Raw genomic sequence first — 20,284 nt, 5'->3', positions numbered from 1 at the left:
ATTAAGTCCATATTGTTTAGGGAGATAAGAGACTTTGAATAACATTATTGACGTAAAAAATCTTACATACAAATATGCAAATAGTGGTGACAAAAAAGCACTTGATAATGTTTCGCTCTCTATTGAAAAGGGCAGTTGGACTTCAATTGTTGGGCATAATGGGAGTGGGAAGAGTACCTTAGCACGTTCAATTGATGGATTGATGTCATATAACGAGGGTGTAATTAATGTAGATGGAATTATTTTATCCGATGATACAGTTTGGGACATTCGTAAGAAAATTGGTATGATTTTCCAAAATCCTGACAATCAATTTGTTGGAGCAACGGTCGAAGATGATGTCGCATTTGGCTTAGAAAATTTAGGCATTGAAACTGACAAGATGCATAAGATTGTCAATAATGTCTTAAAAAAAGTTCGAATGGAAGATTTTAAAGAGAGACAACCTGACCAATTATCTGGTGGACAAAAGCAACGAGTAGCTATCGCTGGGGTATTAGCTTCAAAACCTGAAATCATTATCTTAGACGAAGCTACAAGCATGCTTGACCCTCAAGGACGCTATGAAATAATTAATTTAATTAATGAAATTCACCAGGAAAATGATATTACGGTCATTTCTATAACGCACGATGTAAGTGAGGCTATGCTATCAGATCATGTCATTGTCTTAAATGATGGTAAAATCGTCGAATCTGGTGCTCCTAAAAAAGTATTTAATGATGATGAAATGTTAAAGTTAACCGGCTTAGAAAAACCATTTAATGCACATTTATTTGATGCCTTAGTCGAACAAGGAATTCATCCTCCAGTAGAATTACGAATGGATGAAAATGATTTGGAGGAATGGCTATGTCAATTGCTTTTGAAAGCGTAGATTTTGTTTACCAAGCGCATACTCCGTTTGAAAATCTATCTTTAAGAAACATTAATTTAACGATTCCTGATGGATCATATACTGCTATTATTGGTCATACGGGAAGTGGCAAGTCGACGCTGATTCAACATGTTAATGGACTCTTACGACCAACCAAGGGCTTGGTCAATGTCGATGGACAAATAATTAATGCTAATACTAAAAATAAACAATTAGTTTCCTTACGCCAACATGTAGGGATTGTTTTTCAATTTCCTGAAAGCCAACTTTTTGCTGAAACGGTAGTTGATGATGTTAAGTTTGGGCCATTGAACTTTGGAGTATCAGATACAGAAGCTACGAATCGAGCCAAAGATGCATTACAAAAAGTTAAGCTACCAGAAGAATTTTGGCAGAAGTCACCGTTTGAACTTTCTGGTGGACAAATGCGAAGAGTAGCAATTGCAGGTGTGTTGGCAACTAATCCTAAAATCCTTATTTTAGATGAACCGACCGCTGGATTAGACCCTCAAGGAAGATTTGAAATGATGGAACTTTTTAATGAATTACATCATAAAGAGCAACTTACCATTCTATTAGTAACCCATCAAATGGATGATGTGGCAAATTATGCAGATAATGTCATTGTGATGGATGGAGGACAGATTGTTAAGAATGGTGCTCCGGTTGAAGTTTTTCGAGACACTAAGTGGCTAATAAAACATCAACTAGGATTACCTAAAGCAGCAAATTTTGCCAGTAAGTTAGCTGATAGGGGAGTTAAATTTGATAAAATGCCACTTGATATTAGTGATCTAGTACATCAGATTGTTAATGTCAAAGATAGGAGGCCAAGTCATGAATAAAATTCTATTTGGTCGTTATGTCCCCGGCACCTCATTTGTACATCGAATGGATCCGCGCGCTAAATTGATTTTGAGTTTGATCTATATTGTGGCTGTTTTTATGGCTAATTCATGGTCAGCATATGCGGTTAGTTTTATAATTGCTTTGACTATCATTGCTTCATCAGGAATAGCTCCTAAATTCTTCTGGGACGGCGTTAAACCATTAATTGGAGTAATTCTATTAACCGTTGTGATTCAGGTCTTCTTCGGCGTCGGAGGACACGTCTATTGGCATTGGGGAATATTATCTATCACGAGTGATGGTCTGTTAAATGCTGTTTACATTGCAATCCGATTTGTCCTGATTATTCTGGTATCAACGGTATTAACTTTATCAACATCACCACTAGAGATATCAGGAGCAATCGAGTCACTTTTTATGCCACTTAAAAAGATTCATTTTCCTGTTTATGAAATGGCGTTAATGCTATCAATTGCATTAAGATTTGTTCCAACATTAATAGACGAGACAGAAAAAATCTTGAATGCCCAACGCTCAAGAGGAGCTAATTTTAGTTCGGGATCAATTATGGCCAGATTAAAAAAGTTAGTTACAATATTGATTCCTCTTTTTGAAAGTGCGTTTAATCGGGCTGAAGAATTAGCTACAGCGATGGAATCTCGTGGCTACCAGGGCGGCGAAGGCCGCAGTAAGTATCGAGTTTTAAATTATACAAAAAATGACATAATAGGTACGATATTCATGATGGTTTCTGTAGCATTGATTATGGTACTCAGAAATTGGAGTTAGTAATGCGATATAAAATAATATTAGCTTATGACGGGACTAATTTTGCAGGTTTTCAAATGCAACCTAATCAGCGAACTGTGGAAGGGGTCTTAAAAAGAATAGTTAATAAAATAGCTAAAAATCCAACCCCGGAAATTTCAGTTTATGGATCAGGACGTACAGATGCTGGAGTACATGCTTTAGGACAAGTGGTTCATTTTGATTTATCCATTGAAATGTCAGAACGTAGCATGCTACACGCATTAAATAGTCAATTACCATTAGATATGCAAGTAAAAAAGGTTGAAATAGTTGATGAAACATTTCATGCGCGTTTTACCACACATGGTAAAAAGTATCAGTATCGAATGGCTTTGGGACAATTCGTAGACCCGTTTAAAAGAAATTATACAGGCCATTGGAAATTCCCCATTAATATTGGGTTAATCCAAAAAGCGATTAAAGATTTAGAAGGTACTCATGATTTTTCGAGTTTTGTTGCATCAGGGAGTACCGTAAAAGATCATGTTCGAACCATTTATGAAGCTAAAGTATGGGAAGATAAAAAACAAAATGAAATCGTGTTTGAATTTTATGGCAATGGCTTCTTATACAACATGGTTCGAATTATGGTGGCAGTTTTAGTTGAAATAGGTAGTAAACGTCGTCCAGCAGATGATATACCACGTCTCTTTGAAGTTAAGGACCGAAATCAGGCCCGGGGGACAGCACCTGCTAGCGGGCTATATTTAAAAGAAGTAGATTATTAGATTTTTGATTGACTTTAATAGGGACTGTTAATATAATGGAAGTTGGTATTGTTTACCTCCACAAAATAAGCCCCGGAAACTTATTAAAGTTGAGTTAAACAAAACAGAAATTGGAGGAAATTCAAGTGCGTACAACATATTTGGCTAAACCAGGTGAAGTAGAACGTAAATGGTACATCGTTGATGCTACAGACATTCCTTTGGGACGTCTTTCAACAGTAGTTGCATCTATTTTGCGTGGTAAGAACAAACCAACATTCACTCCTAATGTGGATACAGGTGACTTCGTTATCGTTATCAATGCTGAAAAAATTAAATTAACTGGTCGTAAGGCTACTGGTAAGATTTACTATCACCATACATTACATCCAGGTGGTATTAAGTCTAAGACTGCTGGTGAAATGCGTGAAAAGACACCTGAACGTTTGATTGAAACATCAATTAAGGGTATGCTTCCACACAACACTCTTGGTCGTAAGCAAGCTTTGAAGTTGCATGTTTATGCAGGTTCAGAACATAACCAACAAGCTCAAAATCCAGAAAAGCTTGACATCACGAACTTAATTTAAGGAGGAATTGAATTTTGGCTGAAGCACAATATCGCGGCACTGGCCGTCGTAAAAACTCCGTTGCTCGTGTACGTCTTGTACCGGGAACCGGTAAAATCACAGTAAATGATCGTCCAATCGAAGAATACATTCCATTTGCAAACTTACGTCAAGTAGTTGTACAACCATTTGGTGTAACTGAAACAAACGGTAACTATGACGTTATTGCTAACGTTAATGGTGGTGGATTCTCAGGACAATCTGGAGCTATCCGTCATGGTATCGCTCGTGCACTTTTGGATGTTGATCCTGATTTCCGTGCACCTTTGAAGAAAGCTGGTCTTCTTACACGTGACCCTCGTATGAAGGAACGTAAGAAATACGGTCTTAAGAAAGCTCGTAAGGCAGCTCAATTCTCAAAACGTTAATATTTATATTTTCGTTCAAAACACTTTCCTTTGGGAGAGTGTTTTTTTGTTTAAGATGTAATCTAAGAAATATCAAATATTTTATTTAGTAGTTTATTCTAAAATTTAGTGATTGCTAATTTTGAAATTATAGTAAAAAGGATTGATCTCTATTGTAATATAGAGGTCAATCCTTTTTTTAGATATATCATATGATAGCAGTATAAATTTCATTGTCATTTTAAAACTCTTACTTTCTCACCGAGCGCAATTTCAAATGAAATATAATTAAGCTTGCTTGACGTTTTCTAGTAACATTATAATTAAAGTTCACAGGATATAACGGGCATTATGAGCTTTATAATAGTAATGTAAATTTGTTTAATTTTTAGTACAATAACCCCCATGAATCGATGCACAACGATCCGTGGGGGTTATTAATTGCAGTGATAAAAGAAGTATATACGTTAATTCGAGATGGGGAAGTAAGCTGGGGTACTTACTTTTTAATAACTTCGGACAGTATCACTGCAATTGTATTTTTATATTTTTTAAGGGGTATTGATATAGGATTATACCAGAGATTGATCTATGACAAACTTTTTTTAAAGACCTACTATTCTTCGAAAAATAAACTTAAAGGAACATTGTATTGTTTATGAATTAATTTGATTTCAGAAATTTTAAACTCACTTGAACCATTTAATTTTCGATTTAAGGTCGTGCGACTGATACCGAGGTAATTTGCCACGTCTTCTTGTTTTATTTGCTTAGCTTTTAGGTGTTTTAATACTCCTTGCGAAGCTTGGGCATCGTCATTCATATATTTCACCATCCTATTATATTTTTATATACTCCTTATAGAGATTCCTCCCATGGGATTATAATACTTAAGGGTATCCTTTTCAATATTTGTTATGCTTTAATTAAAATGTGTGTACTGAAATTGAAACATTCGAATATAAAGGAGGATTCCGTCCTTGATTTTTAGCTCGGTTTTAAGAAAGGCTCGTGAAGAACGTAAAATGAGCCAAATTGAATTAATTCGCAAAATCCATGATGAATATGGAATTGATATATCAACTAGTATGTTATCTCGTTATGAGGATGAGTTGACTCCATTGCCAAGACGAATGTCAATAAAAGCAATGTTTGCACTATCGGTTTATTTAGATATTGATTTAAATGAACTTGCTCGGAAAGAAGTTGAAAAAATCATAAAGATAAAAAATAGTAATAAAAAATAAATTATCAGCATAGTGCTACAAGAGCACTATAGCATAGGTTTTAAATACATGCTATCGATTAACTGACTTTTATATAACTAAAAAACTCTTTTTGAGAATAATGGCGACTAATGGAATAATTTTACTAAGTCTAACTGAAAGAAATACAAAGAAGATTGCTAATGTTTAAAAGCTTTTAGAATAAAATTCATATTCTTTGAAATAGAAAACAGTTTCATTTACACTGTAGGCGTAGATGATAAGTTATAAGTTTGAAAGGGGTATGTAAAATGTCAGAACATAAAGCACAATTTCCTAAGACAATGGAACAACTCAATCAATTAATTGCAGATATTAGTCAATTAGAAACTAATATTCAGCAAACTCATTGGTATATGCGTGGATCAGAATTCTTTAGATTACATCCTCAAATGGATGAATATAACGAAGAATTAGGTGAACAACTTGATGAAATTGCTGAACGTTTAATTGCTCTGGGTGGTTCACCATATGCTACAACGCATGAATTTATTGATCATACCGGATTACCCGACGAAAAGATAACTTGGAATCAATATTCATTACCAGAACTAATGCAACGCCTTAATGATCAATTTAAGTATCTTGCCAGTCAGTATCGGATTGGTATGGAAGTATCGGATGAAGAACGGGACTTCTCCACTCAAGATATGTTAAACGGATTTAGGGCAGAAGTTGATAAATGGATTTGGATGGTTAGTGCATATCTTAACCAAGGTCCTTTAGATAAATAGAATTTTTTATAAATAATTGAAAAGGCTTAGCCGTTGAAAAACAGCTAAGCCTTTTAGATTGAATTGATATTTTAATCATCTCCATGATGATCAGCGTAGTAATCATTTGATGCATATTCTTTAGCAAGCGCTGGAGATTTATAATAATGAGCAGTAGTGGCTATCATTGCACCACCGGCTTCCGTCAGTACTTCAATTTTTTTACCGTCCACAGTTTGAGTAGTGTTATAGTAATAAGTTCCATCTCCACTGCCTTGGTACCAGCCTCGGATGTTTACTATCCTAGAGGGATTTTCGTCTCCTTTAAAGATACCATCATTACTTTCCATAAACGTCGCAACAACCCAGTTATCCTTACTAGTATCATTAGTATTGTAAGTAATTTCTGAGGGATGTTTTGAAGCCTCGAAAGCTTTGTCAGTTTTCCCCATACTTTTCCAAAGGTTACCATCAAAAGAAACGGTTTGAATTTTATCCCCATCAGTGTACGTATACCAAGTTCCTTGCATTCGTGAAGGAAATACAAATTTTTGATTATTTGTATCTGCGGTTGTATCTGATGAACCTGATTTATTAGATGACTTAGTGGTTGCAGATTTTGGAGTAGCCGTTTTTTTGCTATTAACAATATTTTTAAATCCGTTACTTAAACCTGTATTTTGAGTAGGTTCAAATGAACTAATCCATCGGGAGTTCCTTGATTTTGTTCAGTGTAATAGACAATAGGAGTATGATCCTGAATGGTAAATAGATAAATTCGCCCGCCAATGGTTGAGCCACCATTAGTATCTTCATAAATTGCTACCACATTTACCTTATATTTATTTGAACCGTCTGGCGACCAGCCAGCAGACAGCTTATGGTTGCTAAAAGCAGTTTTATTGTCGGAAAAATCGTTGGGATAATGTAAACCAGTATATGTTGTATTTCTATCTGGAGTACATTGAGTATAGCTTTGTTTCATAGTTTGTCCCCAAGTAACCATGAAGGAAGCTAATTTATCATCCTTGGTATCATTCCAGACACTCGAACTTTGATTGCTAGAATTTTTTGAATAAAAACTTTTAGCGGTAGAGTACTTTTTTGTGTTAGAAGAGGTGCCTGTTGTTTTAGTATTACTGCTAGTAGCGTTGGTAGTATTTTGCCCACAGGCGCTCAGAAGTAAGGTACAAAGCCCTAAAAGTAACGTTAAAGTAATTTTATTATGTGCATTTTTCAAACTGATTTCCTCCAAAAGATTTAATTAACGCTACTAACATTGTACTCCAAAACGTTAATCGATTAAATCTAAGTATAAATCATATTTGACTGCAGTTCGGAGCTTCAAATTAGCTTTAACAATGGGTTTTTCTTTACCTTTAACGGTGCGATATCGTTGTTCTACTGAATCTGAATCGAAATCAACTTGTCCTAAATAATAAAAATCAGAGCCTTCATCGTCACTTTTTTTAACAAAAAGTAGTAAATCAATCGTGTTATTTTGGTTACCTTCTAGTAGACGAACTACTTCATTAGAGTCAAGACGACGAGGGCTTTTAGTATACCAACTTAGTAAAGAAGAATTATAGAAAACGTTGTTATGGTTTAACTCATCAGGGATGTCCGCTCGTTTCTGGTAAGTAACAAACATAGGACAAAATCCCATTTTTTCTTTATAACCGTAAATTGCGGAAGATTGGTCTGTAGGCCAGCCTAACAAGCTGTTGACTTGGCGACGTGTGTATTTTTGATAGAGTGTAAATTTGGTATTCAAATCATAGTTCTTACTATTAATTAATCCAGTTGTAATTACGTCGTCGACTAGTTTTTTAAAGTAGGAGTTATTTTGATATGAATTCCAAATCGATTCATTCAAATGGTAAGTATTTTCAACCAAATTTATCATGGCAGTATTGCCATATTTTTTGCTGTCATTAGGCTGATAATAAGTTAAGTCTAGATGTTTTTCCAATGAGGTAATAGTTGCCACATCAGTATAAGTACCCATTTGACTTAGTTCGGTGATTAAATCATTTTTGGAATATTTACCATTATTAGTAAATAAATCCTGTAATAAAATTAATTCATGAACACGCATGCCGTTTAAAAATTCTCGCGAAATTAAGCGCAGAAAGCTATCCTCGAGCGTAGTTAACGCCTGCTGGTCATGCATTTTAAACAAAAATTGATGATAATTCTCATATTTATCCACAAAAATTTGAGCATTGGTAGAGCCGTACTTTTGAAAATCAACCAGTAAAGGAACTCGACCAAGTTTGTTTTTCAAGTCGATGTATGAAGCACGTAACTTCGTGAGGAGGGTCAAATTACTATTATTGATGGAATTATAGATTTGTTCTCGCGCAATTTCACTAAAATTAATAGAAGAAAGTCCGACCGTTTGATTAATAGATATTTTGTTACGAAGGCTATTTTTGTTTAACGTTTGATCACCAGTAAGGGCAATAGGAATCATATAATTATTCTGGTAATTTCCAATGAAGTCAATAATGGTGACAAAGTCCTTACCTTCACTTTTACGCAAGCCACGACCTAGTTGCTGAATAAAGATAATGCTAGATTCTGTATTCCTAAGCATAATAACTTGATTAATTTTAGGTATATCAATACCTTCATTAAAAATATCAACAGTAACAAGGTATTCTATTTCGCCGTTCTCAAACTTTTTGATAGTTGCTTCACGATTATCCACAGAGTCCTCACCAGTTAGTGCAACGGTTGGATGACCTTTTTGCGTCATAATTTGGGCTACTTCGTGGGCTTCTTCAGTTCTACTACAAAAAATTAGACCATAAACCTGATCGCCATCATGTCCGTAGTAATCAATTTGTTGTTCTACATAATCCATGCGCTCCCTAGAAACTAAGTGTTTCAGAGGCGTATTATCTGTGATGACTTGTCCCTCATACTCATAGTCAGTAATTCCAATGTAATGAAATTCACTCAACATTTTTTCTTCAATGGCATCCTGAAGCCGGATTTCATAAGCAATGTGATAATCAAAAAGTTCGTATATATTAAAATCATCTGTTCGCTCAGGTGTGGCAGTCATCCCTAATAGAAATTCAGGCTTGAAGTGATTGATTATTTTCTGGTAGGAAGCTGCACCAGCTTTGTGAGCTTCATCAATTAAAATATAGTCAAAAGTATTAGCCTTAAGTTCATTTAAAATGTCTGGTCTAGAAAGGGTTTGAATCGTAGCAAAAACGTATTTTCGGTCAATTTCTTTAGTTCCACCAGCGAGGATACCGTAGTCGTCCGCTGGTCCGCCTAGGACATTTTTAAAACTAAGTAAAGCTTTGCGGAGAATTTGTTCCCGATGAACCACGAATAAAAATTTACGAGGCCGATAATTACGCACATCAAAGGCTGCTAAGTATGTTTTGCCAGTACCGGTAGCAGAGATAATTAATCCGCGCTTCTGACCTTCTGAACGTAAATTAATCAAAGCTTTAAGTGCTGCTTGTTGCATTCGGTTAGGCGTTAAAGGTGATTTATTTTCCAATTGGAATGGAGTAGTGGGGCTGGATAGAGACACATTTTCTGAATAAAATTTGGCATACTGATCAATCCATTTTTGATTTAATGGTTGGGCTTTTTGCCATTGTTTCTCAACTTCTTGATTGATTTGTTCAGCTAAACGTCCTTCAGTTTTTGAAGATAATTTGAGATTCCATTCATAGTTTTGAATTAGGGCATTACTGGTCAAATTTGAGCTACCGATTAAAAATGTTTGATAGTCAGACTTATTAAAAATGTATCCTTTGGCATGAAAGTCACTATCAGCGTCGGCGATCCGTACTTCGACATTGGGAATTTTTAGGAGTTCCGCAAAAATTTTAGGTTGATTAAAATTTAAATAAGTTGAAGTTATAATTCTTCCAGAAACGTGATGACGGGCTAAATCAGCAAAGGTTACCTTTAAATCGGTTAATACTGCATTAGAAATAAATGCTACAGCAAAAGTAAAACTCGTACAGGTTCGCAATTCTTGCTCTAGGTGATGCTTTAATTTTTCGTGCGGAGCATTAGCAATTAGTTGTGGCGTGAATTCAGTTTTAGTAGCGATATTTTTATCTAATAATGCTGACAAAATTGAATTTGAAAAATTGGTATTTAAATTCATAGATAAACTCCTAATTGGAACGTTTGTTCTGTTTTTTACAATTATAACAATAATTCTTTAAAAGCATACCAAAGTAGGGAAACTGTTAAAAAAAGATACTTAATCCTTTAACCCAATAAAAATTAGCCGGTTAAAACTTTTAATCCGTCTTTATAGTCTTTACAGTTACATAACAAAAATAAAGAATTTAGGACACGTTGTAGTTAAAGATGTAGAATAATCTAAGTGTCTTTATAAGAGATAAGTTAAATAGAATGGAAATGGTGGGTGGATCTTTTTGGCGTTAATCGGATTGATCATTTTTATAATTGCTCAGCTAGGTTATGCTGGGTCAATTAGAATGGTAGGGGTTAATAAATACATGGCATGGATTACTTCAATGATAATCCAAACCCTTCTTCTATACATAATGGCGATGTTAAACTGGTTAAGGTTTGGGCTTCGCGCGGTTGTTATTTTGGGCTGTATTTTATTCTTGGTACGTATGGTAATGGCAATCTTCAAGATTCAAAAAATACCATTTGAAGGTTTTCATTATTTTGATTTGTGGATGATTGTGATTGGACTTTCACTAGGAACGACTTTATATAGCAGTCCTTTGCTTCACTATGATAATTATTCCCACTGGGCTTTAATTGTTAAATATTTAGTGTTACAAGGACACTTACCAATTGCTTCAGATGCAATCATTTCGTTTACTTCATATCCTCCGGCAACGGCTTTATTTATCACTCAATTTGTAACTTGGGTTGGATTCAGTAGTGGTGCAATGTTAGTAGGACAATTTTTACTAATTTGGGCGGGACTTTATGCTGTTTTTGCGGTATTAAGAGATTATACAAGGTCAACCAATGCTTTTATTTTATGTCTCACCATTTCACTCATTAATGTGTTCAACATTGCCATTCGGATGAACAATCTATTAGTTGATTTTATCCTTCCGGTAGTTGCAGCGGCTGGCATTGCCGGTGTCTATGTGTATCGACATCAACCATGGTTGCAATGTGTTACAGCCTTTTTGTTCGGTTCAGAGTTGTTTTTAATTAAAAATTCTGGAACCATGTATGTGGTTATGATTGGTTTTTACTTATTATATTTGTTAATGAAGAACTCTAAAGAAATTAAGTGGTTTAAGCGCTTTGGAAAAAGTTTGGGTCTAACAGCCCTTACGATGGTGGGGAGTTACCTATCATTTTTCTGGTGGAATCAGCATGTCCATGCCACTTTTAGCACCGTTTCTAAGCATCAAATTAGTACATCTGCATATAAAAATCAATTAGCTAGTGAAAGTTCAAAAGTAATAATGAAGATTGGTAATAAGTTTTTACATCAAATTTTCAGTTTGGATTCACTATCAACTAGGGGTTTTTTACTGGTTAATTTAACGCTGATAACCGCGTGGGTTGTTATTCGCTTGTATCTCAAGAAACCTAATAATTTACTCAAAGTCCTACTAGCTTTAGATGCTAGTTTTGTTGCATACTATCTCAGTGTCTTTGCGATGTATATTGTATCAATGCCTTATTCAGAAGCAATTAATTTAGAGGGTTCTGAACGTTATTTATCTAGTATGGTAATTTTAAACATGTTGTTAGCCACGATGGCACTCGTCGTAGCGATGGACCGAGCGATGTATGAGCCTGATGTAAGTAAACGTGGAATACGAAGTTTCAAAAATATTATTACAAAAAATACTTACCAATTATCTGCCTTAGTTTTAGCTTTATTTTCAACCATTCTGATGTTCTCAGAAATTAACGGGATTAAGTATCGGAGCACAATTGGAAAAGAAGAGTTACCGGTGGAACTTAATCATATTGCCAAACAAGATATGAAATACAATCATACTAAAGTATTGGTAGTTGATCCGCACACAGCTGACGTTAATGACTACTATGCTGGATATGTTGGTAAATACTATTTCTTCTCTGATAAAGTAGATGGACGCGAAAACTTTATGTTGTCCAATTCAGACTTTAAAAAAGTTGTTCAAAGATACCAATATGTGGCATTACCGGAATGGCACCGAACTTTCACAACAATGTTGAGAAAAACATATCACGAAGATTATAAGGTAGGCTTATATAAAGTTACCTCAAAAGGTTTACAAAAAGTTAATCAAATTAAAAATTAAAAAAACTTGATACGTAGCAATAATAACAACTCTAGGGAGTCTATTAAAATTACTATGTACCAAGTTTTTTAGTAACCACGAGTTAAATCAACAATATTTGTGTTGGGATGCCCATCTTTTAGAAAGGTTTGTAAGTTGTGGATAAACACATCCTGAACACCTGGCAGCATCTCAGAGCTTACTGCTGAATTATGCGGTGTAATTAAAACTTGTGGATAATCCCATAGTGGACTATCTGAAGTGAGCGGTTCTTCTTCGAAAACATCTAATGCGGCATGTTTAACGTGACCATCATCAAGAGCTTGCATTAAGGCAGAAGTATCGACTGATGGTCCTCGACCGACATTAATAAATAGATATAAATGCTCTAATTGATTAAAGAATTGATGGTCAAACATATGAGTAGTTTCTGGAGTTAAGGGGAGAATGTTGATAATAATATCAGCATCTTGAATGATATTTGAATAAGCGTTATCTGCTACGGTATCATCAAAATTAGTAGCTGCATGACCAGAATGGTTAACACCGGTAGTATAACCACCTAAAGCTTTAGCTTCTCGAGCAATTTCTTGTCCAATGTGACCAGTACCGAAAATTAACCATTTTTTATTTGAGAGTAGGGTTAGTTCCTCATAATGGCGACTACCATCCCATTGCTTTTGGCGATGCATGTTAAGAGCTAAATTCATATCGCGCATGAAGTATAAGGCATATAAAAGAACCGTATTGGCAATGGCTTCGCTGTGGACACCGCTAGTATTGGTTAAAGTAATTTTTTGATCTGTAAGTTGTTGTTTAGGAAAATAATCAATTCCAGCACTAAAAGATTGAATCCATTTTAACTGATGGTGAGGAGTATCTAATAGAGATTGCACATGATGGTCATAGCCCCAAGCAACTTGGATTTCTTTTAAGTCTGCCTTAGTAATAGACGAACTATTAAGGTATGTCACATTGTCTTTGGGTAAATTAGTCCTAATTTGTTTAGAAATTTGGTCGGATATATAAATTTTCATCTTAATCCTCCTTTGATTAATCGCCTCAATGATATAATATATAGAATACTTTTTACAGTAAGGAGCTTTAACAATGACAAGAAAAACCAACGCTGGGAAGATTAGTATACTTGCGTTATTTGCAGCGATTATTATTATTCAAAATTATGTCCCACTATTAGGATATATCCCCGTAGGAATATTTGTAGTAACTACAATTCACATCACGGTTGTTATTGCGGCGATTGTTCTAGGACCGGTAGATGGTGCGATAGTTGGTGGAATTTGGGGGATCGTTGATTGGATAAAGGCACTTACTTTAACAGCGAGTCCTTTTAGTAACATCGTGATGGCTAACCCCATGGTATCAATCGTACCTCGCATTTTAATCGGTTTAGTAACAGGTTTGGTAGTCAACTGGATGATAAGAATTAATATTAAACAACAGATTACTTTGATTGTCGGGTCGATCATTGGCTCTTTGGTTAATACTAGTTTAGTTTTAAGTATGATTTACATCTTTTTTCACAATGGTTCTGGAATTTATGCAGCTCTCAATATTCAAGATTTGATGCCATATTTATTGACTGTGGCGGGGGTTCATGGAATACCTGAGGCCATTGCAGCAGGTGTGATTGCACCGCTAATTTCAATTCCGCTGTTAAAATATACTAAAGTGGGACAAGAAAGATTCAGACAATATGAAAGAAAAAATTAATTTTTAACTTGATTAGTTGTCACAGGACTATGATTTTTTTGATGGTTCAGTTAAACTGAATACGTACACCAAAATGAAGGGTCTGGATTGCGAGTGGCGAAGAGAAAAAGAAGACGAAAATCTAGTTCTTTTTATAATCGAGGTCAGTTACACGTTTCTAACTTGATCGGTGTTTTGTTAGCATTATGCCTGATTGTAGCAGTTAGCATGAAGTTATATGTCACTCAGCATAATGTCGTGGACGATAGTGTGGCTACGGAAGCATCTAATGATGCTCAACATCAGCAATTTATTAAAACAATTGGACCGTATGCCCAACAAATGCAGCGGCAATATGGCATATTACCTAGCATTACAATGGCTCAAGCAATTTTAGAGTCGGATTGGGGACAGAGCACCCTATCTAAAAAGTTTAATAACTACTATGGAATTAAAGGTGATTCCGATTCTAATAGTAGGTATTTTAAGACGCAGGAATTCGTAAATGGTAGATGGGTAACTGTTTCAGCTCGATTTAGGGTTTATTCTTCATGGCAAGAGTCAATGCGGGATCATTCACTTCTTTTGGTTAACGGAACAAATTGGAATTCGCAACAGTACCAAGCGGTCATCAATGCGGCAGATTATAAACAAGCTGCGCAAGCACTGTATGATGCCCAATATGCAACTGATCCGGATTATCCTAGTAAATTAATTAATTTAATTCAAAAATATGGTTTAAATAACTATGATAAATAGGGGGATATTATGAAGTTACTTGAAGATAAGATTAAGTCCGAAGGAATCGTATTACCAAACAACGTTTTAAAGGTAGATGGTTTTTTAAATCACCAGGTGGATGCTCAATTGATGTTTGAAATTGGCAAAGAATTTGGACGTTTATTTAAAAAACAGAACGTAACAAAGATTTTAACGGTTGAATCTTCAGGAATTGCCCCTGCTGTAATGACTGGCTTAGCAATGGATGTGCCAGTTGTTTTCGCTAGAAAGCATAAGAGCTTGACCCTTACTGATGATTTATACACAGCGTCAGTTTACTCATATACAAAGCAAACTAGTAATCAAATCTCTATTTCAAAACGGTTTATTGATGAAAAAGATCGAGTTTTGATTATTGATGATTTTTTGGCTAATGGCCAAGCGGTTTCTGGATTGCTTGATATTGCGGATGCAGCTAATATCGATGTAGTGGGAGTCGGAATTGTGATTGAAAAGACTTTCCAAAAGGGAAGCCAAATTATTAAAGACCGTGACATTCAGTTAGAATCTTTAGCAAGAATTAAGGCGCTAACGGATGATGGTCAAGTTGAATTTGAATAAATAAGTAAGAAGATTGATGAACAGGCGGGATGATTTAAGTGGAGAGTGAAGTAATTACCTCTAGAAAAATTATTTATCCAGGGGACATAATTGGTATTATTGGAGAAGGACGTTCAAGTGTACAACTCGTTGCTACTGCAAAGTCAATGGGTTTTAAGGTTGCTACATACGTTACTTCTGAGAAAAATGGCGTGAATCAATATGCGGACATTAGTTTTGTCGGTAGTATTCATGATGGGGAAAAATTACAACGCTTTGCAGAACGTTGTAAAATTGTTCTATACGAATCAGAACTAATTGATATTAAAACAATTCAATATTTACAACAATTTGTTTCAATTCCACAAGGAGTTAAATTACTTGAATTAAATCAAGATCGAATCCTAGAACGAGCAACTCTAGAACAAACAGGGATTAAGGGAACGCCCTATGTTACAGTTGTAGATTTAGACGATTTATATGAGTCAATTAATGAAATTGGATATCCGGCTATTCTTCGTCCAATCTTAAAGGATGCTATGACTGAAAAAGAGTTAATTCTTAAGAGTGAGATAGATATTCCAAAGGCCAGCGTACTATTAGAACGTGGAACTTATATGCTTCAACCAGTTATGACCGGTGGAAAAGAAATCGCGGTAAGTATTGTTAAAGATCAAAATAATCGACAAAAAATGTTCCCAATGGTCGAGAATGTTTACGAAAACCATTTTCTAAAAGAAACTAAAGTTCCAGTTGATTTAGATTCAAAAGTTCAAAATTCAGTATTAGAAGCAGCAACTAAAATTGCTGGTTTAGTAGAGTACGTAGGTGTATTTTCAATCGTCTTCTATGTTGATGGTGAGGACATCTATTTTGAACAATTAATACCTGGAATTCGTGATGAACAAAACGTATTTAATCTAGCGTCAAACACCACGGTCTATGAAGAAATGCTCCGGGCCTTGAGTGGAATGATGATTAGTGACATCCGGCTCCAAGTACCAACCATCATGTTAAACATTACGGATGAACAAATGAAGAAAATCAAAACACAGTGGTTAATTAAATCAAATTGGCATTTCCACTTCTATCCACAAGTAGATGAAGCAGATGCTAAACAGCATATCGGATATATCTTGGCAGATGGTGATGATGTCAAACAAATTCAAGAACAAATTGATAACACTGATATTTGGTAAAACTCTGTTAAAGTCGGTAAATAAACCGGCTTTTTTTGATATAATGGTTTGTGGTTATTTTTTAGTTACGTAGATAGAGAGGATTGAACAAATTGCCAGAAATTAATTTAATAAAAGGCCTTAATGATATGCAAAAAGAAGCGGTTCAGACAACTGAAGGACCGTTATTGATTATGGCCGGCGCCGGTAGTGGTAAGACCCGAGTTTTGACGCACCGCGTTGCATATCTAATAGAAGAAAAAGGTGTTAATCCGTGGAATGTTTTGGCAATTACCTTCACTAATAAGGCTGCTAGAGAGATGCGTGAGCGAGTTACTAGTTTGCTGGGTGATGAAGCTGCTGAAATTTGGGTATCAACGTTCCATGCTCTTTGCGTAAGAATTTTAAGAAGAAATATTGATCAACTTGGATATAATCGAGCATTTTCGATTGCCGATCCTAGCGAACAAAGAACCCTAGTTAAACATATTTTAGCCGATTTAAATTATGATCCTAAAAAGTTTGATCCACGTTCAGTTTTAGGAACGATTTCCAATGCTAAAAATGATTTAAAAACGCCACTCACTTATCGTGAGAATGCAAGTACTCCATATGAACAGGTAGTCGCAGATATCTATGAAGAATATCAGCGTCGCTTAGAGAACAATCAGGCTTTAGATTTTGATGATTTGATTATGAAAACCATCGAACTTTTCCAAAAGAATCCTGAAACCTTATCATTTTATCAAAATAAATTTCATTATATTCATGTGGATGAATATCAGGATACTAATCAGGCTCAATATCAATTAGTAACGATGCTAGCTAAACATTTTAGAAATATCTGTGTAGTTGGTGATTCTGATCAAAGTATTTATGGTTGGCGGGGCGCCGATATGCAAAACATCATGAACTTTGAATCAGATTATCCAGATTCAAAGACTGTAATGTTGGAACAAAACTATCGTTCAACCCAAAATATTTTAAATGCTGCTAATGATGTGATTGAAAATAATGTAGAACGTAAACCTAAACAACTTTGGACTGATAATGATGAAGGTGAAAAAATTTCATATTATCGTGGCCAGACGGGGATTGATGAAGCCCATTTCATCGTTCAAAAAATTCGTGAGCAAATTAAAGAGCATAATTTAAATTACGGAGATTTTGCCATTCTTTACCGGACGAATGCACAGTCACGAGTAATTGAAGATACGTTTGTTAAATCCAACATCCCTTACTTAATGGTCGGGGGACATAAATTCTACGATCGTAAGGAAATTAGAGATGTACTGAGTTACCTTACTTTGATTGCTAACGAAGACGATTCGATGAGTTTTGAACGAGTGATCAATGAACCTAAACGTGGGATTGGTTCGACTTCTATTGCTAAATTACAAGCTTTCGCGGATGAAAATAATTGGTCCTTATTGAAAGCGGCTCGTAGTGTTCAGATTGCAAATGGAATTTCTAGTCGAGCTCGCAATGCAATTGAAGATTTCGCTAAGATGATTGACGCTCTACGTAAATCAGGTGAATTTTTAAATATCACAGAATTAACAGAAGCAGTCTTGGAACAAACTGGTTATCGAGCTGCTTTAGAAAAATCTAGAACGATGGAATCAGAAGCACGCCTTGAAAATATTGACGAATTTTTAACAGTTACTAAGCAATTTGACGATAAGAATGAAGCTGAGGGAAATGAAATTGCTGACGAAAATGGTGATAACATTCAATTAGTAGATTTCCTAGCGGATTTGGCCTTAGTTTCTGATCAAGATAATGTGGAAGAAGAACCATCAGGAGTAACCCTCATGACCCTGCATGCGGCTAAGGGTCTTGAATTTCCAATCGTATTTTTAGTTGGGATGGAAGATGGAATTTTCCCACTTTCTAGAGCAATGATGGACCAAGAACAATTGGAAGAAGAACGACGATTAGCCTATGTTGGAATCACCCGAGCACGTCAAAAGTTGTATATTACGAATGCTTATTCTAGAATGCTTTATGGTAGGACACAAACTAATCCAGCTTCACGGTTCATTTCAGAAATTGGATCACAATATTTGAAGAGTGAAAATGAAGAAAAGAGTTTTTCAAGAAATACTAAAGAAAAATCATATCCGTTTGACAATAACCGAAATGCACGCGCAACAGCTAGTGTTTATGGTAATACCCATGCTACGGCGGTTAAATCTAATGGTAGCGGAGCTGGTAAAGTTAGCTGGAATGCTGGGGATAAAGTCGAACATAAAGCTTGGGGTATTGGTACCGTAGTGAAGGTGTCTGGCGCTGGAGAAGATGCCGAATTGGATATCGCCTTTAAAGATCAAGGAATTAAGCGGTTATTGGCCGCTTTTGCACCAATTAAACGGGTTGTTGAATAAAGAATTTTATACAGGGTTTAGGTTAGCGGTATAATTAGGGATAAATGAAAGATTGAGGAAACTTTTCTATGAATGTAACTAAAAAATTGAGTTTATTAGTTGCCACATTAGTTATGGGCGTGGGACTGACTGCCTGCGGAAGTTTAGATAATTCATCAATGCAATCTTCTACCAATAATGTGACCGGAAAAAAGAACAAAAAAAATAATTACCAAACAACAGGATCAGCTTCAGGCTCGTATGCTGGGGTGATTAAAAATGGAAAATACGTGACAAGCAAGTCACGGGGATTAACTGCCGATCAAAATGGTAATGTTAATAACACCAAGAGTTTCGAGAGTGGATTACAAGACATTTCCAAAAAGATTTTTCCAACCTCTCAATATGTTTTCCAAGAAGGTCAATATCTGAGTTCAGATACTGTTCAAAATTGGCTTGATCGGGAATCTAAGAGCAATCCGGAAGGGCTGAACCCTAAGGATAATGGTTCAAAAGACCCAGACAAACGAAACCCAATTTATCTCCAGGCTCTTGAAGAACAGGATTATATGGAAAAATCAGGAACTTCTTTGAAACTCAAAGGGGTTACAATTGGATTAGCGATGAATTCGGTTGATTATTATCAAAAAGAACAATACGGCGCTCAATATGAGACTAAAATCTCAGATGCAGAGATTAAGGCTAAGAGTCAAGAAATTGCTCAAAAAGTGCTAGAACGACTTCGCAAGAAATCTGAATTTAAAAATGTTCCAATTGTGATTGCAGTCTATAAACAAGCTTCCAATGATAGCCTAGTTGGTGGAACGTTTATGCGTTATTCTAACAATTCCGGTGAAAAGCTTGCAAAATGGAAAGACTTAGACTACAAGAATGTTGTTTATCCAATTAGTGATACGGAAACCTCACCTAATAGCAATGATTCTAGTGCGTTTGATAACTTTAAGACGCAAGTAGAAAGCTTCTTCCCTAATTTAAGTGGGATTACTGCAAAAGCAAGATACGACGGTAAATCGATGGAAGGTATGAGTGTATCAATCACGACTCAATTCTATAGTGAGACTGAGATTAACAGTTTTACTCAATTTGTTTCAACTCAGGCTGAAAAGTATCTTCCTAGTGGAGTTAATATTGATATAACAATTAAATCTACCGATGAAGTCCAGAGTTTCCTATCGCGCTCAGCTAAAGAAAAGACGTTTAGTTCTCATGTCTTTTCAAGTTATTAAATC

At 35.5% G+C, this 20,284-nt stretch carries 20 protein-coding genes; 15 read left to right on the top strand and 5 right to left on the bottom strand.

Going from position 1 to position 20,284, the window contains the following annotated elements; translation table 11 throughout:
• Nucleotides 1-34 precede the first annotated feature (34 nt).
• From PEPE_RS06735 to rpsI, 6 genes are all read left to right on the top strand, one after another.
• Nucleotides 35-877 (top strand): energy-coupling factor transporter ATPase, encoded by an 843-nt coding sequence (locus tag PEPE_RS06735; protein ID WP_002833354.1) that lies wholly within the window; start codon nt 35-37, stop codon nt 875-877.
• Complete coding sequence (locus tag PEPE_RS06730; RefSeq protein WP_023440647.1) at nt 853-1,722, top strand: energy-coupling factor ABC transporter ATP-binding protein; 870 nt, start codon at nt 853-855, stop codon at nt 1,720-1,722. The genes PEPE_RS06735 and PEPE_RS06730 overlap by 25 nt, the downstream gene beginning before the upstream one ends.
• Entirely contained in the window at nt 1,715-2,515 is an 801-nt protein-coding gene (locus tag PEPE_RS06725) for an energy-coupling factor transporter transmembrane component T family protein (RefSeq protein ID WP_011673650.1), read from the top strand. Before PEPE_RS06730 ends, PEPE_RS06725 begins: the two co-directional genes overlap by 8 nt.
• A 2-nt stretch (nt 2,516-2,517) precedes the next feature.
• Nucleotides 2,518-3,264: a tRNA pseudouridine(38-40) synthase TruA gene (truA, locus tag PEPE_RS06720; RefSeq protein WP_011673649.1), complete on the top strand. Its 747-nt coding sequence runs from the start codon at nt 2,518-2,520 to the stop codon at nt 3,262-3,264.
• Between the two features lie 125 nt (nt 3,265-3,389).
• Nucleotides 3,390-3,833, top strand: a complete 444-nt coding sequence (gene rplM, locus PEPE_RS06715; RefSeq protein WP_002833358.1) for a 50S ribosomal protein L13 — start codon at nt 3,390-3,392, stop codon at nt 3,831-3,833.
• A 14-nt stretch (nt 3,834-3,847) separates the two neighbouring features.
• Complete coding sequence (gene rpsI / locus PEPE_RS06710) at nt 3,848-4,240, top strand: 30S ribosomal protein S9 (RefSeq protein ID WP_002833359.1); 393 nt, start codon at nt 3,848-3,850, stop codon at nt 4,238-4,240.
• Nucleotides 4,241-4,835: 595 nt separating this feature from the next.
• Here rpsI and PEPE_RS06705 read toward each other — a convergent pair.
• Nucleotides 4,836-5,042, bottom strand: coding sequence for a helix-turn-helix domain-containing protein (locus tag PEPE_RS06705; RefSeq protein ID WP_011673648.1), 207 nt, complete (start codon nt 5,040-5,042; stop codon nt 4,836-4,838).
• 157 nt (nt 5,043-5,199) lie between these two features.
• Between PEPE_RS06705 and PEPE_RS06700 the strand changes: the two genes are divergently transcribed.
• Nucleotides 5,200-5,466 (top strand): helix-turn-helix domain-containing protein, encoded by a 267-nt coding sequence (locus tag PEPE_RS06700; RefSeq protein WP_002833368.1) that lies wholly within the window; start codon nt 5,200-5,202, stop codon nt 5,464-5,466.
• A 269-nt stretch (nt 5,467-5,735) separates the two neighbouring features.
• Nucleotides 5,736-6,218, top strand: a complete 483-nt coding sequence (locus tag PEPE_RS06695) for a Dps family protein (protein ID WP_002833369.1) — start codon at nt 5,736-5,738, stop codon at nt 6,216-6,218.
• Between the two features lie 71 nt (nt 6,219-6,289).
• On the opposite strand, the gene PEPE_RS09335 is transcribed toward PEPE_RS06695, so the two are convergent.
• From PEPE_RS09335 to PEPE_RS06685, 3 genes are all read right to left on the bottom strand, one after another.
• Entirely contained in the window at nt 6,290-6,727 is a 438-nt protein-coding gene (locus PEPE_RS09335) for a hypothetical protein (RefSeq protein ID WP_011673647.1), read from the bottom strand.
• Between the two features lie 137 nt (nt 6,728-6,864).
• Nucleotides 6,865-7,437 (bottom strand): DUF4767 domain-containing protein, encoded by a 573-nt coding sequence (locus PEPE_RS09330; RefSeq protein WP_011673646.1) that lies wholly within the window; start codon nt 7,435-7,437, stop codon nt 6,865-6,867.
• A 54-nt stretch (nt 7,438-7,491) separates the two neighbouring features.
• The gene (locus PEPE_RS06685; RefSeq protein WP_011673645.1) at nt 7,492-10,344 is read right to left on the bottom strand and encodes a DUF3427 domain-containing protein; all 2,853 of its coding nucleotides are present in this window, start codon (nt 10,342-10,344) and stop codon (nt 7,492-7,494) included.
• A gap of 277 nt (nt 10,345-10,621) precedes the next feature.
• Here PEPE_RS06685 and PEPE_RS06680 point away from each other — a divergent pair, with 277 nt between their 5' ends.
• Entirely contained in the window at nt 10,622-12,478 is a 1,857-nt protein-coding gene (locus PEPE_RS06680) for an ABC transporter permease (protein ID WP_011673644.1), read from the top strand.
• A 68-nt stretch (nt 12,479-12,546) separates the two neighbouring features.
• Here the strand turns inward: PEPE_RS06680 and PEPE_RS06675 are convergent, their stop codons facing one another.
• A complete protein-coding gene (locus tag PEPE_RS06675; RefSeq protein ID WP_011673643.1) occupies nt 12,547-13,494 on the bottom strand; it encodes a phosphoglycerate dehydrogenase in 948 nt (315 codons plus the stop codon).
• Between the two features lie 73 nt (nt 13,495-13,567).
• Between PEPE_RS06675 and PEPE_RS06670 the strand changes: the two genes are divergently transcribed.
• From PEPE_RS06670 to PEPE_RS06645, 6 genes are all read left to right on the top strand, one after another.
• On the top strand, nt 13,568-14,191 hold the full coding sequence (locus PEPE_RS06670) for an ECF transporter S component (protein WP_011673642.1): 624 nt from the start codon (nt 13,568-13,570) through the stop codon (nt 14,189-14,191).
• A gap of 93 nt (nt 14,192-14,284) precedes the next feature.
• Nucleotides 14,285-14,929, top strand: coding sequence for a glycoside hydrolase family 73 protein (locus PEPE_RS06665; protein ID WP_036673025.1), 645 nt, complete (start codon nt 14,285-14,287; stop codon nt 14,927-14,929).
• A gap of 9 nt (nt 14,930-14,938) precedes the next feature.
• Nucleotides 14,939-15,511, top strand: a complete 573-nt coding sequence (locus tag PEPE_RS06660; protein WP_011673640.1) for a xanthine phosphoribosyltransferase — start codon at nt 14,939-14,941, stop codon at nt 15,509-15,511.
• A 38-nt stretch (nt 15,512-15,549) separates the two neighbouring features.
• A complete protein-coding gene (locus PEPE_RS06655; RefSeq protein WP_002833377.1) occupies nt 15,550-16,689 on the top strand; it encodes an ATP-grasp domain-containing protein in 1,140 nt (379 codons plus the stop codon).
• A 92-nt stretch (nt 16,690-16,781) separates the two neighbouring features.
• Nucleotides 16,782-19,055 (top strand): DNA helicase PcrA, encoded by a 2,274-nt coding sequence (pcrA, locus tag PEPE_RS06650; protein WP_011673639.1) that lies wholly within the window; start codon nt 16,782-16,784, stop codon nt 19,053-19,055.
• Nucleotides 19,056-19,123: 68 nt separating this feature from the next.
• Nucleotides 19,124-20,281: a CamS family sex pheromone protein gene (locus PEPE_RS06645; RefSeq protein WP_002833380.1), complete on the top strand. Its 1,158-nt coding sequence runs from the start codon at nt 19,124-19,126 to the stop codon at nt 20,279-20,281.
• Nucleotides 20,282-20,284 lie beyond the last annotated feature (3 nt).

It is taken from the genome of Pediococcus pentosaceus ATCC 25745 (assembly GCF_000014505.1).
Classification (GTDB): domain Bacteria; phylum Bacillota; class Bacilli; order Lactobacillales; family Lactobacillaceae; genus Pediococcus; species Pediococcus pentosaceus.
Note: the sequence above shows the minus strand (reverse complement) of the source record. Positions and strands in the feature narration are given on the sequence as shown.

Coding starts and splice junctions, on each gene's coding strand:
- PEPE_RS06730 (WP_023440647.1), top strand. CDS start 853: ATGTCAATTGCTTTTGAAAGCGTAGATTTTGTTTACCAAGCGCATACT.
- PEPE_RS06725 (WP_011673650.1), top strand. CDS start 1,715: ATGAATAAAATTCTATTTGGTCGTTATGTCCCCGGCACCTCATTTGTA.
- truA (WP_011673649.1), top strand. CDS start 2,518: ATGCGATATAAAATAATATTAGCTTATGACGGGACTAATTTTGCAGGT.
- PEPE_RS06705 (WP_011673648.1), bottom strand. CDS start 5,042: ATGAATGACGATGCCCAAGCTTCGCAAGGAGTATTAAAACACCTAAAA.
- PEPE_RS06695 (WP_002833369.1), top strand. CDS start 5,736: ATGTCAGAACATAAAGCACAATTTCCTAAGACAATGGAACAACTCAAT.
- PEPE_RS09335 (WP_011673647.1), bottom strand. CDS start 6,727: ATGCAAGGAACTTGGTATACGTACACTGATGGGGATAAAATTCAAACC.
- PEPE_RS06685 (WP_011673645.1), bottom strand. CDS start 10,344: ATGAATTTAAATACCAATTTTTCAAATTCAATTTTGTCAGCATTATTA.
- PEPE_RS06675 (WP_011673643.1), bottom strand. CDS start 13,494: ATGAAAATTTATATATCCGACCAAATTTCTAAACAAATTAGGACTAAT.
- PEPE_RS06670 (WP_011673642.1), top strand. CDS start 13,568: ATGACAAGAAAAACCAACGCTGGGAAGATTAGTATACTTGCGTTATTT.
- PEPE_RS06660 (WP_011673640.1), top strand. CDS start 14,939: ATGAAGTTACTTGAAGATAAGATTAAGTCCGAAGGAATCGTATTACCA.
- PEPE_RS06645 (WP_002833380.1), top strand. CDS start 19,124: ATGAATGTAACTAAAAAATTGAGTTTATTAGTTGCCACATTAGTTATG.